Raw genomic sequence first — 14,437 nt, forward strand, 5'->3', positions numbered from 1 at the left:
TCACGGGTGGTACTCGAACCAGCTTTCAAGAATAATCACCGCAGAAGCGGAGTCGATGCTGCCTTTGTTGAGGGCGCGGAAACCACCGTGTTCGAATAACCCGGCGCGGGCTTCGACGGTGCTCAGCCGCTCGTCCTGCAGGGAGACTTTCACGCCAAAGCGGCCGTGCAGGCGGTTCGCAAACTTGCGGGCTCTCGCCGTCAGGGGTTGTTCGGTGCCATCCATATTCAGCGGCAGGCCGACAACGACTTCTTCCGGCTGCCACTCCTTCAGGATTTTTTCTACCGCATTCCAGTCCGGAGTGCCGTCCTGCGCCTTAAGCGCGGTTAACGGGCGCGCAGTGCCGGTAATGCGCTGGCCGATGGCGACGCCGATACTTTTGGTGCCGAAGTCAAAAGCCATTAAAGTTCCACTGCTCATCAGGCGTGCCCCGCTTCGCTTGGCATGGTGTGGATATCGATACCAATCAGACGGGCGGCCTCGCGCCAGCGCTCTGAAATGGGCGTGTGGAACAGGATCTCAGGCGAAGCAGGAGCCGTCAGCCATGAGTTTTCCATGATCTCCTGCTCAAGCTGCCCCTTTTCCCAGGAAGCGTAGCCGAGGGCAACAATCACCTCTTTCGGCTGTTTGGCCGTGCCTAACGTTTCCAGCACATCACGGGAAGTTGTAATCACCGTGTCGTCGGAGATGCGAATGCTTGAGCCGAAGTTGTCCGGCGGCGAGTGCAGAATAAACCCGCGATCTTCCGCCAGCGGGCCGCCGATAAATACGGGTTTATCCAGTCGAATCGTAGCGTCGCGCGGGTCTGGTTCTATTTTTAGCTTTTCGAGAACGCCATCCACCTGCAGGTTTTCCAGCGGTTTATTGATGATAATGCCCATCGCGCCTTCATCGTTGTATTCACAGATATAAACTACGGAGCGCTTAAATAAAGGGTCCTGGAGAGCCGGCATGGCAATAAGAAAGTGATGCTGTAAATTCATTGTCAGAGGTTCTGATCCCGGTTGATAAAAGCGGCAGTGGCTGCGCGAAGTGTGGCCAGCTTACCACTAATGAAGGAAGGCGGGCTACCCGCCGTGAATCGTGCCTTCGAAGGGGGAAGGCGGGTAACAGCTACCCGCCAGATGCGCTTAGTGAGCGAGGCGTTTTTCGATGGCGTCGAACAGCATCCCGGTGATCGACACAGGGAATTCAGCTTCGATTTCGCGGATGCAGGTTGGGCTGGTGACGTTAATCTCGGTCAGGCGATCGCCGATAATATCCAGACCAACAAAAATCAGCCCTTTGGCTTTCAGCGTAGGCCCAACGCGGCGGGCAATTTCCCAGTCGCTGTCGGTCAACGGACGTGGTTCACCACGGCCACCGGCGGCCAGGTTACCGCGGGTCTCACCGCCCTGCGGAATACGAGCCAGGCAGTAAGGTACCGGCTCGCCGTCGACCACCAGCACGCGTTTATCACCGTCTTTAATGGCAGGCAGGTAGTTCTGCGCCATGCAGTAGCGGGTACCCAATTCGGTCAGCGTTTCGGCGATAACGCCGATGTTTGGGTCATCCTGTTTCACGCGGAAAATAGAGGCGCCACCCATACCGTCCAGCGGTTTCATAATGATGTCGCCGTGCTGCTGCCAGAAGGCTTTCAGCTGAGCTTTGTTACGGGTGACCAGCGTTTCCGGCGTTAAGTCGGCAAACCAGGCGGTGAACAGCTTTTCGTTACAGTCGCGCAGGCTCTGCGGTTTGTTAACGATCAGCGTGCCTTTCTCTTCTGCGCGCTCAAGAATATAGGTCGCGTAGATAAATTCAGTGTCAAACGGCGGGTCTTTGCGCATCAGCACCACGTTCAGATCGGCCAGGGCGATATCCTGCTCGGTGCCAAACTCATACCACTTATCGTAGTTCTGCTCGACGCTGAGCAGGCGCGTGCGGGCGCGCGCTTCGCCGTTGTTCAGATACAGGTCGGCCATTTCCATGTAGTGCAGTTCGTAACCACGACGCTGCGCTTCCAGCAGCATGGCGAAGCTGGAGTCTTTTTTGATGTTGATGTGTGCGATGGGGTCCATCACGATGCCGAGCTTGATCATTGTTGTTCTCCTTTAGCCCAGGTCGCCAAAGCGCACCTGCAGTGCGGTGATGGCGGTGAGCGCGGTGGTCTCAGTACGCAGAACGCGCGGTCCCAACAGAATATCAGTAAATTGGTGCTCTGCGGTCATGGCAATCTCATCCGCAGACAGGCCGCCTTCCGGGCCAATCAGCAGGCGGACGCGCTCGACCGGCTGCGGCAGAGTGTTGATACTGGCGCTGGCTCGCGGATGCAGATTGAGCTTCAGGGCGTCATCCTGCTCGGCGCACCAGGCGGCCAGATCCATCGCCGGGCGAATGTCTGGCACCCGGTTGCGGCCGCATTGTTCACAGGCGGCAATCGCAATCTTTTGCCACTGCTGGAGTTTCTTGTTCAGCCTTTCCGCATCCAGTTTTACCCCGCAGCGTTCGGAAAACAATGGGGTGATCTCGTTCACACCCAGTTCCACGGCCTTCTGAATGGTGAATTCCATTTTTTCACCGCGGGACATGACCTGGCCGAGATGCAGCCAGAGCGGTGACTCACGGTCGTCCTCGTTGCCCGCCAGGATTTTAACGCGCACGCTTTTTTTATCCGCCTGCACGATTTCCGCGTCGAACACCTGATTGCTGCCGTCGAACAGCTGAATAGCCTGGCCCGCGCTCATGCGCAGCACGCGTCCAACGTGGTTAGCCGCATCTTCGCTCAGGGCAACGTCCTGGCCAACGGAAAGATTTTCAGGATGGTGAATGCGGGGTATACGCATGAAGTGAGTTCCGGTTAGTTGCGCTGCAGGAATGGGCTCTTATCCTGACTCTATCCCAAAAAGGGAGAGGGGATTTTCGCCCCCTTGTTCTGTAGGTCGAGGGCTATATTCGTCACAGCAAATAAAGAATTGCCGCTAGTGTAGGTTAGCTGTTTCGCGCCTGGCAAGCCCGCAGCACATATGGATTATGATTGCCCTGGACTTTCGCAATGCGCTCATCCCGCTCGCACTCCCAGGTGTTGACCGGGTAGCGTTTATCCCAGGCCTGGAATAATTGAGTCTGCTGGCGAGAAAGCGACAGCTGGTATTGGTCGCGCATGTAGAAATAAGTGCGCGCAATTGCGCCTCGAGCGCGTTCCGGCGGCTCGGCCACTTTATCCTTAAAATCAATTTTCATTGCGCACTGGCCGTATTGGCCTTCGCCGCCGTTCCATTGGCTGTACATGAAGTTATTTCTGTCGGCGTTAACCTCGCCCACGGCAGGCTGCAGGTTATGCATATCGCTTTCTATTTTGCGGTATACCGGATCTTTGGCGCAGTTTTTACGTCCGCCGTCTTGCCAGCACTGCAGCAGGTGGCCGAACTGCCAGGCAGGCATGACGTGCTCCCATTCAATGCGGGTGGCCCGGTTTTCATTCTTCCGCACTTTATAGCCACAGGACTCCAGGTCCGGGATACCCTTTTTACCCTGCCAACTAATTTTACAGCCGCAGTAGAAGTCGCCCGGAGCATCGGCGTTGACCTTGACGCCTGCGGTTTTGGCTTGTGCGAAGCTATTGATGCCGTTGCTGAAGGCGGGAAGCGAACTGAAGGCTGCAACGAATGCAACAGCCCAAGAAATTTTGCGAGACATTTCCAGAATCCTTACTAAAACGTGCCCGCACCCTACCTGATCGGATATCCAGTTTCAATCAGGGGCAGTGTAAAAATTCCAGAAATAAACGATTAATTACATGGGGTTGTAACGTCGAGTTTTAATAACTGGCCGCAATGAGTGCAGCGATATTCGGCTTCGCCGCGCAGCACCCGATTGTGGCGGCGCACGGTGAGCTGATGCTGCTGGCAAGGGCAGCGGTAGGGGAAGGTATTTTTGCGTACCGAATCGACTTCAAATTTATGCGTGCGGCGGGCAGGGACGCCGAGCACGGTTTCCATCATCCATTTCCATTCCTTGCCGTGGGGGGCGACGCGGCCAAAGTGCTTCCATACCAGCAGGTGAGCCAGCTCATGGGGGACAACTTCTTCGACAAAAGCCTGCTGATTTTCCATCAGCAGCACCGGATTCAGGCGAATTTCGTTGCTTTCCAGCCAGGCAGTGCCGGCGGCGGTGCCGCGCTGATGATAGACCACTTTGGGCTCAGGATAATGAGTGCCTAAATGCGCGTTGGCCTGCTGAAGTTTTTCACGCAGGCAGCGCATAACGGCTTGCTGGAGAGCGATAGGGAGTCTGAGGGCTTTCATAACGGCAGAGAATAATGGGGCAGGAAGCGCGGTGCAAGCCCCTCCCGTTACCGGGAGGGGCTTTCAGGACTCAGTTGTGTGCGCCGATTTCGCGTAATTTACGGCCTTTCATCAGGTTACGTTCGATGTGTTCCAGAGAGACATGTTTCGTCTCAGGAATAAGCCACAGCGTCAGGACGATAAAGAACAGGTTCAGCGCCGCATAAACCCAGAAGGTGTTAGCGTTGCCCAGCGTGTTCAGCATAGTCAGGAAGGTGGCGCCGACAATCATATTGGCAATCCAGTTGGTGGCGGTGGAGCAGGTGATGCCGAAATCGCGCCCTTTGAGCGGCTGGATTTCCGAGCACAGCACCCAAATCAGCGGGCCAGCGCTCATGGCGAAGCCAACGATAAACATCAGCAGCATGGCAACCGCAAAGTACTGCGCGCCCTGGGAATGGATGCCGACGTGTAGCATGGTGCCCAGCACGCCCATGCCGACGGCCATGACCAGGAAGCCGAGCACCAGCGTAGGTTTACGTCCCCAGCGGTCAACCAGACCGATAGCAATAAAGGTAGCCAGCACGTTAATCAGGCCCACGATCACGGTGCCCCACATTTGCTGCGTGGTATTCGCGAACCCGGCAATTTCGAAGATTTTTGGTCCGTAGTACATGATGACGTTCATGCCGGTGAACTGCTGCATGACCTGCAGCAATACGCCAAGAAAGACCGCCCGGCGGAAGTTCGAGTTGTCCTTAAACAGCGACCACCCGCTTTGTTTCACCTTCAGGCTTTCGCGGATTTCTTCCAGCTCACGTTTCGCCTCTGCGCTGGTATCGCGCAGGCGCAGCAGCACGCGTTCAGCATCGTGGAAGCGGCGCTTGGCGGCAAACCAGCGCGGACTGTCCGGCAGGAAGAACACGCCAACCAGCAGTAGCAGAGCGGGAAGGGTGATCACGCCCAGCATCCAGCGCCAGGATTCGGTGTAGCTGAAAGCTGTATCGGAGAGATAAGCGCCCAAAATACCGATGGTGATCATCAGTTGGTACATGGAGATCATGCTGCCACGGATCTTCTCCGGCGCAATCTCTGACAGGTAAAGCGGGGCGGTGTAGGAAGCGACGCCAACGGCCAGGCCCAGCAGGACACGAGACACGATCAACACTTCAACATTGGGCGCAAAGGCCGAGAACAGGGAACCGAGCACAAACAGCACGGCACCTATCATCAGGCTGTATTTTCTCCCCAGTTTGAAAGAGAGCCAGCCGCTGCCGATGGCCCCGACGGCTGCCCCGAACATCATCGAACTCACCACCCATTCCTGGGTGTGGGAGGTGATGGCAAAGTCTTTAGCGATAAACGGCAGCGCACCGGCAATCACCCCAATGTCCAGGCCGAACAGCAGGCCGGCGAGCGCGGCGAGGAAGCAGACAAAAAAGGTCATGCTTTTGTTGGAGCGCCCGGTTTTTTTATTGTCAGGCATATCGCCCTCCACGTGGATTTTTTCGGATTTGACGTTTTTAAGGGTAGGGCAGTAAACGGCGGAAGTGTGTGATGATAATCACAGTGATGTAATCGTTTACACTAGAGGTCTAAATTGAGAGGAAACTTAATGTTGATAAGACAGGGAATTTACGGCTAATAAAATCCGTCCTGCGGTTAAAAATCGGTGTTTGATGAGCTGTTATGTAACAAATGATGTGCCTGAACGCACATATGAATAAAAGTGGCAATAAAGGCTATTCCTGTTATGTGTAATCGGTTTCAAATTGTTGCCGGTGATAGCAGGGAGCCAGGAGAAGAGAAATCTGTAGGTACAGAACCAAAAAGCAAAAGGCCAGCATAAGCTGGCCTTTAAAGTACAAAGCGGTGGCGGGTTATTTCAGGCCAGCGGCTTCACGCAGCAGTGCGGCTTTGTCGGTTTTTTCCCATGGGAAATGTTCGCGACCAAAGTGACCGTATGCGGCGGTTTCTTTGTAGATCGGATGCAGCAGATCCAGCATCTGAATCAGGCCGTATGGACGCAGGTCGAAGAACTCGCGTACCAGCAGGGTCAGCTGCTCGGTAGAGATTTTCTCGGTACCGAAGGTTTCCACCATGATGGAAGTAGGTTCTGCCACGCCGATAGCGTAAGAAACCTGAATTTCGCAGCGGTCAGCCAGGCCAGCGGCGACGATGTTTTTCGCGACATAACGCGCAGCATAGGCAGCAGAACGGTCAACTTTAGACGGATCTTTACCTGAGAATGCGCCGCCACCGTGACGAGCCATACCGCCGTAGGTATCAACGATGATTTTACGCCCGGTCAGACCGCAGTCACCCATTGGGCCACCGATAACAAAACGGCCAGTTGGGTTGATGTGGTATTTGGTGGAGGCGTTCAGCCACTCGCCCGGCAGAACTGGTTTGATGATCTCTTCCATCACCGCTTCCTGCAGGTCTTTCAGCGCGATGTCTTCAGAGTGCTGAGTGGACAACACTACCGCATCAATACCGACGATTTTACCATCGTCGTACTGGAAGGTGATCTGGCTTTTCGCGTCCGGGCGCAGCCACGGCAGGGTGCCGTTTTTGCGCACTTCAGCCTGACGCTGCACCAGACGGTGGGCGTAGGTGATTGGCGCTGGCATCAGCACGTCGGTTTCGTTGGTCGCATAGCCAAACATCAGGCCCTGATCGCCCGCACCCTGTTCCAGCGGATCGGTACGGTCAACGCCCTGATTGATGTCCGGGGATTGTTTACCAATCGCGCTCAGAACAGCGCAGGAGTTGGCGTCAAAGCCCATATCTGAATGCACATAGCCGATTTCACGCACGGTTTTGCGGGTGATTTCTTCGATATCAACCCACGCGCTGGTGGTGATTTCGCCGCCAACCAGAACCATACCGGTTTTGACGTAGGTCTCACAGGCTACGCGTGCTTTCGGATCCTGCTCGAGGATTGCGTCAAGGACGGCGTCGGAGATTTGGTCAGCGATTTTATCAGGATGCCCTTCAGATACAGACTCGGACGTAAAGAGGTGTTTAGCCATATTTTCTTCACCCTAAGAGGATTTATTTAGTTCAGGCTGCTGCTCTACGCCACAGCGGTGGCGAGATAGACCAACCCGGGAACTTATTGCCACAGATTGAAAAACAGGCAGTCTAACAGTTAATCAGTATAGATGGATTAACATCTGGACGGCCATTTTAGATTAGACAATCGGCAGATAGCCAGAATTTTTTAGGGTAACGGCAACATGTGATAAATCTTGAGTGGAAAGTGGAGCTGACACTGCTGGCAATTTACACATTTTGTTTTGCTTTTTACCCCTTATATGGGTATAAAGCGGCGCGCGCGGCTTAATCAAAAGCACACGATTCGTGTTGCCCACTTCCAGCCGGGTTGAGCAATTATTTAGAGCTTGTCAGGTACAGCGTTCGCAGCTTTGGCTTGTCGCATACATATTCAACGTATGCGTGGAGGTGATACAAGTAATGAACCGCCGTCATTCATATAACCCAGCACGCCGTTCTGGCGCGCGTATGCTCCTCGCAGCCTGCATCTCATGTTTTCAAACTTGCCGATGTTTTACCCATCTCGGCGCTTCTCAGGATCCCCGGGCCGGTCTGTAATCCGCCGTGGTAACTGAACAAGGGCGCTCTTGTATTACAAGAGTTTTCTCGTGGTTTCGCCGTCCTGTCATACAGGGTTCGGATACGTGTTTTACAATGATATGAAAATGAAACCGGTCGCACAGCCTGGCTGTCAGCGTCTTGTGCTGTCAATGCGCGCTGTTAATGGGTTGTTATTGCAGGATACCCCTGCGATAGTAGTCAACTGTTTTGCACAATCGACAAAATTTGAGGTTCGCCATGACTGACAAAATCACTTCTGTTTCGGGTTCGTCAGTGGGCGAGCAGGATGTACATCGTTCCATTCAGGAGGTTGCCATGAGCTCCGAGGAAGCCAGCAAGATGCTGCGTACATACAATATTGCCTGGTGGGGCAATAACTATTATGACGTTAACGAACTGGGCCATATTAGCGTTTGCCCGGATCCGGACGTTCCGGAAGCTCGCGTGGATCTCGCCGAACTGGTGAAAGCGCGTGAAGCTCAGGGCCAGCGCTTGCCTGCGCTGTTCTGCTTCCCGCAGATCCTGCAGCACCGCCTGCGTTCGATTAACGCCGCCTTTAAGCGTGCGCGTGAATCCTACGGCTACAACGGCGATTATTTTCTGGTTTACCCGATCAAAGTTAACCAGCACCGCCGTGTGATTGAGTCGCTGATTCATTCCGGCGAACCGCTGGGCCTGGAGGCGGGTTCTAAAGCCGAGCTGATGGCCGTGCTGGCGCATGCGGGCATGACCCGGTCGGTTATCGTCTGTAACGGCTATAAAGACCGCGAATACATCCGCCTGGCGCTGATCGGCGAGAAGATGGGCCATAAGGTCTACCTGGTTATCGAGAAGATGTCCGAAATTGGCATCGCGCTGGAAGAAGCCGAGCGACTGAATGTGATTCCTCGCCTGGGCGTTCGCGCACGTCTGGCCTCTCAGGGATCCGGTAAATGGCAGTCTTCCGGCGGTGAGAAGTCCAAATTTGGCCTGGCGGCAAACCAGGTTCTGCAGCTGGTGGAAATCCTGCGTGAACGCGGCCGCCTGGACAGCATTCAGCTGCTGCACTTCCACCTGGGTTCGCAGATGGCGAACATTCGCGATATCGCCACCGGCGTTCGTGAGTCGGCGCGCTTCTACGTTGAGCTGCATAAGCTGGGCGTGAACATTCAGTGCTTCGACGTTGGCGGTGGCCTGGGCGTGGACTACGAAGGGACTCGCTCCCAGTCCGACTGCTCCGTTAACTACGGCCTGAATGAATACGCGAACAATATTATTTGGGCAATTGGCGATGCCTGTGAAGAAAATGGTCTGCCGCACCCGACGGTGATCACCGAGTCTGGCCGCGCCGTGACCGCGCACCACACAGTGCTGGTTTCCAATATTATCGGCGTGGAGCGTAACGAATATACCGAAGCAACTCCACCTGCGGTTGACGCCCCTCGCGCACTGCAAAGCATGTGGGAAACCTGGGAGGAGATGCATCAGCCTGGGACTCGCCGCTCGCTGCGTGAATGGTTGCACGACAGCCAGATGGACCTGCACGATATCCACGTCGGCTACTCCTCCGGAGCATATAGCCTGCAGGAGCGTGCCTGGGCAGAACAGCTTTACCTGAACATGTGCCACGACGTGCAGAAGCAGCTTGATCCAAGCAACCGCGCGCACCGTCCAATTATCGACGAACTGCAGGAGCGCATGGCGGACAAAATGTACGTCAACTTCTCGCTGTTCCAGTCGATGCCGGATGCGTGGGGGATCGATCAGCTTTTCCCGGTACTGCCGCTGGAAGGGTTGAATCACGCGCCTGAGCGCCGTGCGGTGCTGCTGGACATTACCTGCGACTCCGATGGGGCAATTGACCACTATATTGATGGCGACGGCATAGCCACGACGATGCCGATGCCGGAATACGATCCGGAGAACCCACCGATGCTGGGCTTCTTCATGGTGGGGGCGTACCAGGAAATCCTGGGCAACATGCACAACCTGTTCGGTGACACCGAAGCGGTGGACGTCTTCGTCTTCCCTGATGGCTCCGTGGAAGTTGAACTGTCTGACGAAGGCGATACCGTGGCGGACATGCTGCAGTACGTGCAGCTCGATCCGAACAAGCTGCTGACTCAGTTCCGCGACCAGGTCAAGAACACCGGCCTTGACGATGCGCTGCAGCAGCAGTTCCTCGAAGAGTTCGAAGCGGGTCTGTACGGTTATACGTATCTGGAAGACGAGTAAGCTATCGCTTTCCCTCTCCTCTTCAGGGAGAGGGGCAAAGAGCGAGCAATAGCCTATACTCTCTTGAACCTGTATGAATTAGCGGCGATAATCCGCGCAATAAATAGTAGTCACCCAATCCAATCCCTTCCTCGTCGGGTTTAACGACGCGGAGGGGATTTTTTTTAGGCGTTTTTTAACCCCAACCGAGAGGTCAGACAATGAGCACCTTAGGCCACAAATACGATAACTCCCTGGTATCTAATGCCTTTGGTTTTTTACGTTTCCCGCTGAATTTCCAGCCGTACGATAGCGATGCAGACTGGGTGATCACCGGCGTTCCGTTTGATGCGGCAACTTCCGGTCGCGCAGGCGGCCGCCACGGCCCGGCAGCGATTCGTCAGGTATCCACCAACCTGGCATGGGAAGGAAACCGCTTCCCGTGGAACTTCGACATGCGCGAGCGTCTGAACGTTGTGGACTGCGGCGATCTGGTTTACGCCTTCGGCGATGCCCGTGAGATGAGCGAAAATCTCCAGGCGCACGCTGAGCGTCTGCTGGCTTCCGGCAAGCGTATGCTTTCCTTCGGCGGTGACCACTTCGTGACTCTGCCGCTGCTGCGTGCTCACGCGAAGCACTTTGGTAAAATGGCGCTGGTTCACTTTGATGCTCACACCGACACCTACGCGAATGGCTGCGAGTTCGACCACGGCACAATGTTCTACACCGCGCCAAACGAAGGCCTGATCGATCCGAACCACTCCGTGCAGATCGGTATTCGTACCGAGTTCGACAAAGATAACGGCTTCACCGTGCTGGATGCCTGCCAGGTAAACGATCGCGGCGTAGACGACATTATTGCCCAGGTTAAGCAGATCGTCGGCGACATGCCGGTTTACCTGACTTTTGACATCGACTGCCTGGATCCCGCGTTTGCGCCGGGAACAGGTACGCCGGTGATTGGTGGCCTGACGTCCGATCGTGCTATCAAGCTGGTTCGGGGCCTGAAAGATCTGAATATCGTGGGGATGGACGTGGTGGAAGTGGCTCCGGCCTACGACCAGTCTGAAATCACCGCGCTGGCTGCGGCAACGTTGGCGCTGGAAATGCTGTATATCCAGGCGGCCAAGAAAGGCGAATAAGCTTTTAAATACCGCCCCGTTGGGGGCGGTATCGCTTTATTTAATCCCATCCGCTGCCATGCGGTCGCGGATATGCTGGGCACGAGCGGCAGACGCCGGGTGGTCGTCCAGCATGGAGCTTTGACGGCCCTCGTCGAGCTTAGCCAGTTTCTCGAAGCTGGTGGCAAGACCGGTCGGGTTGATGCCGCGTTTGCGCAACAGATCGTAAGAGTAGTCGTCCGCTTCAGATTCCTGACGCTGGGAGAACTGAGCGTTCACCAGTTTTTCGCCTAAATCCCCAAGCTGAGACTGCGACAGGTTGCCAATCACGCCGCCTGCGGATGCGGCAGCAACGCGGGCTGCGTTAGCCCCGAGCGCGACCTGCATCCCTTTTTTCACGTGGCCCAGCGCGACGTGCCCCATTTCGTGGCCAATCACCGCTTCAACTTCGTTGTCGTCCATCATGTCCATCAGGCCGCTGTAGACGCGGATGCAGCCGTTCGCCATGGCGAAGGCGTTGACGTCTTTGGTCACATAAACTTTATAGTTAACCGGCAGACCGTTGATGTTATCCCCCAGCGCGGAGGCAATTTTGTTCAGCCGCTGGGTGTATGGGCTGTCTGCCGGGGCTATCGTAGCTTTGCTGTCCTGCTGCTTACAGGCATCATCGCTCAGGGTTTTCACCTGCGCATCGCTTAAAGTGTAGGCCTGGAAAGCTTCGGCTCCAGAGGTCAATAGCCCGTTGGAATCCATTCCCTGGCAGCCGCTCAGCAGGGCTGCGACGCTCAGGCTCAACAATATTGGGCGCATCTTCATGGCCATTTTCCTTTCTTTATAATAGGTAAAAACAGAATCGGATTTACCGCAGGCGTGGCGGCTCCAGAACCAGTATAAAGAAGAATAAATGGCCTGCGCATCAGGTTGCGCAACTTGCGAGCGTTATCCAGAGATTTCTTACCCTGTCAACGGCACGCCGCATGTACATGACCATTCCCCTGGTGTACATTGTTGTCACATTTTCGGGCGTAGCCCATAACGCATCGTAGTCAAGGCGCGACCTTCAACCATCCGATCTGGAGTCAAAATGTCCTCTCGTAAAGAGCTTGCCAATGCTATTCGTGCGCTCAGCATGGACGCAGTACAAAAAGCCAAATCCGGTCACCCGGGTGCCCCTATGGGCATGGCCGACATTGCCGAAGTCCTGTGGCGTGATTTCCTGAACCATAACCCACAGAACCCTTCCTGGGCAGACCGCGACCGCTTCGTGCTGTCCAACGGCCACGGTTCTATGCTGATTTACAGCCTGCTGCACCTCAGCGGTTATGATCTGCCGATTGAGCAGCTGAAAAACTTCCGTCAGCTGCACTCCCAGACTCCGGGCCACCCGGAAGTGGGCTACACCGCCGGTGTTGAAACCACGACTGGCCCACTGGGTCAGGGTATTGCGAACGCGGTCGGTATGGCTATCGCAGAGAAAACGCTGGCGGCACAGTTCAACCGTCCTGGCCACGAAATCGTGGACCACTTCACCTATGCATTTATGGGTGACGGCTGCATGATGGAAGGCATCTCTCACGAGGTTTGCTCCCTGGCTGGTACCCTGAAGCTGGGTAAACTGGTTGCGTTCTATGACGACAACGGCATCTCCATCGACGGTCACGTTGAAGGCTGGTTCACCGACGATACCGCAAAACGCTTCGAAGCCTACGGCTGGCATGTCGTGCGCGGTGTAGACGGCCACGATGCCGCGGCTATCAAACGTGCAGTAGAAGAAGCGCGTGCGGTGACCGACAAACCATCCCTGCTGATGTGCAAAACCATCATCGGTTTCGGTTCCCCGAACAAAGCCGGTACCCATGACTCTCATGGCGCCCCGCTGGGTGATGCAGAAATCGCACTGACCCGCGAAGCGCTTGGCTGGAACCACGCACCGTTCGAAATCCCTTCTGACATCTACGCGCAGTGGGATGCGAAAGAAGCGGGTCAGGCTAAAGAAGCCGCATGGAACGAGAAGTTCGCTGCCTACGCGAAAGCCTTCCCGCAGGAAGCCGCAGAGTTCACTCGCCGCGTGAAAGGCGAAATGCCTTCTGACTTCGACGCAAAAGCGAACGAGTTCATCGCTAAGCTGCAGGCTAACCCATCCAAGATCGCCAGCCGTAAAGCGTCCCAGAATGCTATCGAAGCGTTCGGCCCGCTGCTGCCGGAATTCCTGGGTGGCTCCGCTGACCTGGCGCCTTCTAACCTGACTCTCTGGTCTGGTTCTAAAGCAATTAACGAAGATACCGCCGGGAACTACATCCACTACGGCGTGCGCGAATTCGGTATGACCGCTATCGCCAACGGTATCTCCCTGCACGGCGGTTTCCTGCCGTACACCTCTACCTTCCTGATGTTCGTAGAATACGCCCGTAACGCGGTGCGTATGGCTGCGCTGATGAAACAGCGTCAGGTGATGGTGTATACCCACGACTCCATCGGCCTGGGCGAAGATGGCCCGACTCACCAGCCGGTTGAGCAGGTTGCTTCCCTGCGTGTGACCCCGAACATGAGCACCTGGCGCCCATGTGACCAGGTTGAGTCCGCAGTCGCGTGGAAGTACGGCGTTGAGCGTCACGACGGCCCGACCGCGCTGATCCTTTCCCGCCAGAACCTGGCTCAGCAGGATCGTACCGAGCAGCAGCTGAAAGACATCGCTCGCGGCGGCTACGTGCTGAAAGATTGCGCAGGTCAGCCAGAGCTTATCTTCATCGCTACCGGCTCTGAAGTTGAGCTGGCGGTGGCCGCATGGGACAAGCTGACTGCCGAAGGCGTGAAAGCGCGCGTGGTGTCGATGCCGTCTACCGACGCGTTCGACAAGCAGGATGCGGCTTACCGTGAATCCGTGCTGCCGAAAGCCGTTTCTGCTCGTGTGGCTATCGAAGCTGGCATCGCTGACTACTGGTACAAATACGTTGGCCTGAACGGCGCTATCGTGGGCATGACCACCTTCGGTGAGTCTGCTCCAGCGGAACTGCTGTTCGAAGAGTTTGGCTTCACCGTGGAAAACGTGGTGAAACAGGCTAAAGCGATTCTGTAATCCGTCTCGCTAACTATCAGGGTCGCTTCGGCGGCCCTTTTTTATGCCGATTATTCCACTTATACCCTGTTCTTTATTCCACCATCGGGGCGCTCAGTTGCAGTTATTCCACCAAAACTGTGATGTACATCAGAAGTTGAGCGGAGCATGTTGGGGTATCGTTC

Annotated in this window: 14 protein-coding genes; 5 read left to right on the forward strand and 9 right to left on the reverse strand. The window is 55.6% G+C overall.

Annotated features, from left to right (window positions below; translation table 11 throughout):
- From ruvX to metK, 8 genes are all read right to left on the reverse strand, one after another.
- On the reverse strand, positions 1-420 hold the full coding sequence (gene ruvX, locus AAIE03_RS22870) for a Holliday junction resolvase RuvX (RefSeq protein WP_008461550.1): 420 nt from the start codon (positions 418-420) through the stop codon (positions 1-3).
- Positions 420-983, reverse strand: a complete 564-nt coding sequence (locus tag AAIE03_RS22875) for a YqgE/AlgH family protein (protein ID WP_008461552.1) — start codon at positions 981-983, stop codon at positions 420-422. Before AAIE03_RS22875 ends, ruvX begins: the two co-directional genes overlap by 1 nt.
- Before the next feature lie 147 nt (positions 984-1,130).
- Positions 1,131-2,078 (reverse strand): glutathione synthase, encoded by a 948-nt coding sequence (gene gshB, locus AAIE03_RS22880; protein WP_008461555.1) that lies wholly within the window; start codon positions 2,076-2,078, stop codon positions 1,131-1,133.
- A gap of 12 nt (positions 2,079-2,090) precedes the next feature.
- On the reverse strand, positions 2,091-2,822 hold the full coding sequence (rsmE, locus tag AAIE03_RS22885; protein WP_166995246.1) for a 16S rRNA (uracil(1498)-N(3))-methyltransferase: 732 nt from the start codon (positions 2,820-2,822) through the stop codon (positions 2,091-2,093).
- A gap of 145 nt (positions 2,823-2,967) precedes the next feature.
- Positions 2,968-3,675 carry a deoxyribonuclease I gene (gene endA / locus AAIE03_RS22890; protein ID WP_166878139.1) on the reverse strand — a complete coding sequence of 236 codons (708 nt, stop codon included), beginning with the start codon at positions 3,673-3,675 and terminating at the stop codon, positions 2,968-2,970.
- Positions 3,676-3,767: 92 nt separating this feature from the next.
- Positions 3,768-4,283 carry a SprT family zinc-dependent metalloprotease gene (locus tag AAIE03_RS22895; RefSeq protein WP_336708702.1) on the reverse strand — a complete coding sequence of 172 codons (516 nt, stop codon included), beginning with the start codon at positions 4,281-4,283 and terminating at the stop codon, positions 3,768-3,770.
- Positions 4,284-4,353: 70 nt separating this feature from the next.
- Entirely contained in the window at positions 4,354-5,748 is a 1,395-nt protein-coding gene (locus AAIE03_RS22900; RefSeq protein WP_498563241.1) for a sugar porter family MFS transporter, read from the reverse strand.
- A gap of 394 nt (positions 5,749-6,142) precedes the next feature.
- A complete protein-coding gene (metK, locus tag AAIE03_RS22905; protein WP_008461565.1) occupies positions 6,143-7,297 on the reverse strand; it encodes a methionine adenosyltransferase in 1,155 nt (384 codons plus the stop codon).
- 427 nt (positions 7,298-7,724) lie between these two features.
- On the opposite strand from metK, the gene yqgG reads away from it, so the two are divergent.
- The 4 genes from yqgG (at position 7,725) to speB (ending at position 11,218) form a co-directional block, all read left to right on the forward strand.
- Positions 7,725-7,880 (forward strand): small protein YqgG, encoded by a 156-nt coding sequence (gene yqgG / locus AAIE03_RS22910; RefSeq protein WP_498563247.1) that lies wholly within the window; start codon positions 7,725-7,727, stop codon positions 7,878-7,880.
- A gap of 107 nt (positions 7,881-7,987) precedes the next feature.
- A complete protein-coding gene (gene yqgB / locus AAIE03_RS22915; protein WP_442892300.1) occupies positions 7,988-8,128 on the forward strand; it encodes an acid stress response protein YqgB in 141 nt (46 codons plus the stop codon).
- The gene (speA, locus tag AAIE03_RS22920; protein WP_336708704.1) at positions 8,121-10,097 is read left to right on the forward strand and encodes a biosynthetic arginine decarboxylase; all 1,977 of its coding nucleotides are present in this window, start codon (positions 8,121-8,123) and stop codon (positions 10,095-10,097) included. The genes yqgB and speA overlap by 8 nt, the downstream gene beginning before the upstream one ends.
- A gap of 200 nt (positions 10,098-10,297) precedes the next feature.
- Complete coding sequence (gene speB, locus AAIE03_RS22925; protein ID WP_008461568.1) at positions 10,298-11,218, forward strand: agmatinase; 921 nt, start codon at positions 10,298-10,300, stop codon at positions 11,216-11,218.
- Positions 11,219-11,254: 36 nt separating this feature from the next.
- On the opposite strand, the gene loiP is transcribed toward speB, so the two are convergent.
- Positions 11,255-12,013 carry a metalloprotease LoiP gene (loiP, locus tag AAIE03_RS22930; RefSeq protein WP_008461569.1) on the reverse strand — a complete coding sequence of 253 codons (759 nt, stop codon included), beginning with the start codon at positions 12,011-12,013 and terminating at the stop codon, positions 11,255-11,257.
- Positions 12,014-12,281: 268 nt separating this feature from the next.
- Between loiP and tkt the strand changes: the two genes are divergently transcribed.
- Complete coding sequence (gene tkt, locus AAIE03_RS22935) at positions 12,282-14,273, forward strand: transketolase (RefSeq protein ID WP_336708707.1); 1,992 nt, start codon at positions 12,282-12,284, stop codon at positions 14,271-14,273.
- The last annotated feature ends 164 nt before the right edge of the window (positions 14,274-14,437 follow it).

The sequence above is a fragment of the Pantoea sp. Ae19-2 genome (genome assembly GCF_059801205.1).

Excerpts from the sequence above, each read along its gene's own strand:
- AAIE03_RS22875 (WP_008461552.1), bottom strand. The coding sequence starts at position 983 with ATGAATTTACAGCATCACTTTCTTATTGCCATGCCGGCTCTCCAGGAC.
- loiP (WP_008461569.1), bottom strand. The coding sequence starts at position 12,013 with ATGAAGATGCGCCCAATATTGTTGAGCCTGAGCGTCGCAGCCCTGCTG.
- speA (WP_336708704.1), top strand. The coding sequence starts at position 8,121 with ATGACTGACAAAATCACTTCTGTTTCGGGTTCGTCAGTGGGCGAGCAG.
- endA (WP_166878139.1), bottom strand. The coding sequence starts at position 3,675 with ATGTCTCGCAAAATTTCTTGGGCTGTTGCATTCGTTGCAGCCTTCAGT.
- tkt (WP_336708707.1), top strand. The coding sequence starts at position 12,282 with ATGTCCTCTCGTAAAGAGCTTGCCAATGCTATTCGTGCGCTCAGCATG.
- AAIE03_RS22895 (WP_336708702.1), bottom strand. The coding sequence starts at position 4,283 with ATGAAAGCCCTCAGACTCCCTATCGCTCTCCAGCAAGCCGTTATGCGC.
- yqgB (WP_442892300.1), top strand. The coding sequence starts at position 7,988 with ATGAAACCGGTCGCACAGCCTGGCTGTCAGCGTCTTGTGCTGTCAATG.
- speB (WP_008461568.1), top strand. The coding sequence starts at position 10,298 with ATGAGCACCTTAGGCCACAAATACGATAACTCCCTGGTATCTAATGCC.
- AAIE03_RS22900 (WP_498563241.1), bottom strand. The coding sequence starts at position 5,748 with ATGCCTGACAATAAAAAAACCGGGCGCTCCAACAAAAGCATGACCTTT.
- gshB (WP_008461555.1), bottom strand. The coding sequence starts at position 2,078 with ATGATCAAGCTCGGCATCGTGATGGACCCCATCGCACACATCAACATC.
- metK (WP_008461565.1), bottom strand. The coding sequence starts at position 7,297 with ATGGCTAAACACCTCTTTACGTCCGAGTCTGTATCTGAAGGGCATCCT.
- ruvX (WP_008461550.1), bottom strand. The coding sequence starts at position 420 with ATGAGCAGTGGAACTTTAATGGCTTTTGACTTCGGCACCAAAAGTATC.
- rsmE (WP_166995246.1), bottom strand. The coding sequence starts at position 2,822 with ATGCGTATACCCCGCATTCACCATCCTGAAAATCTTTCCGTTGGCCAG.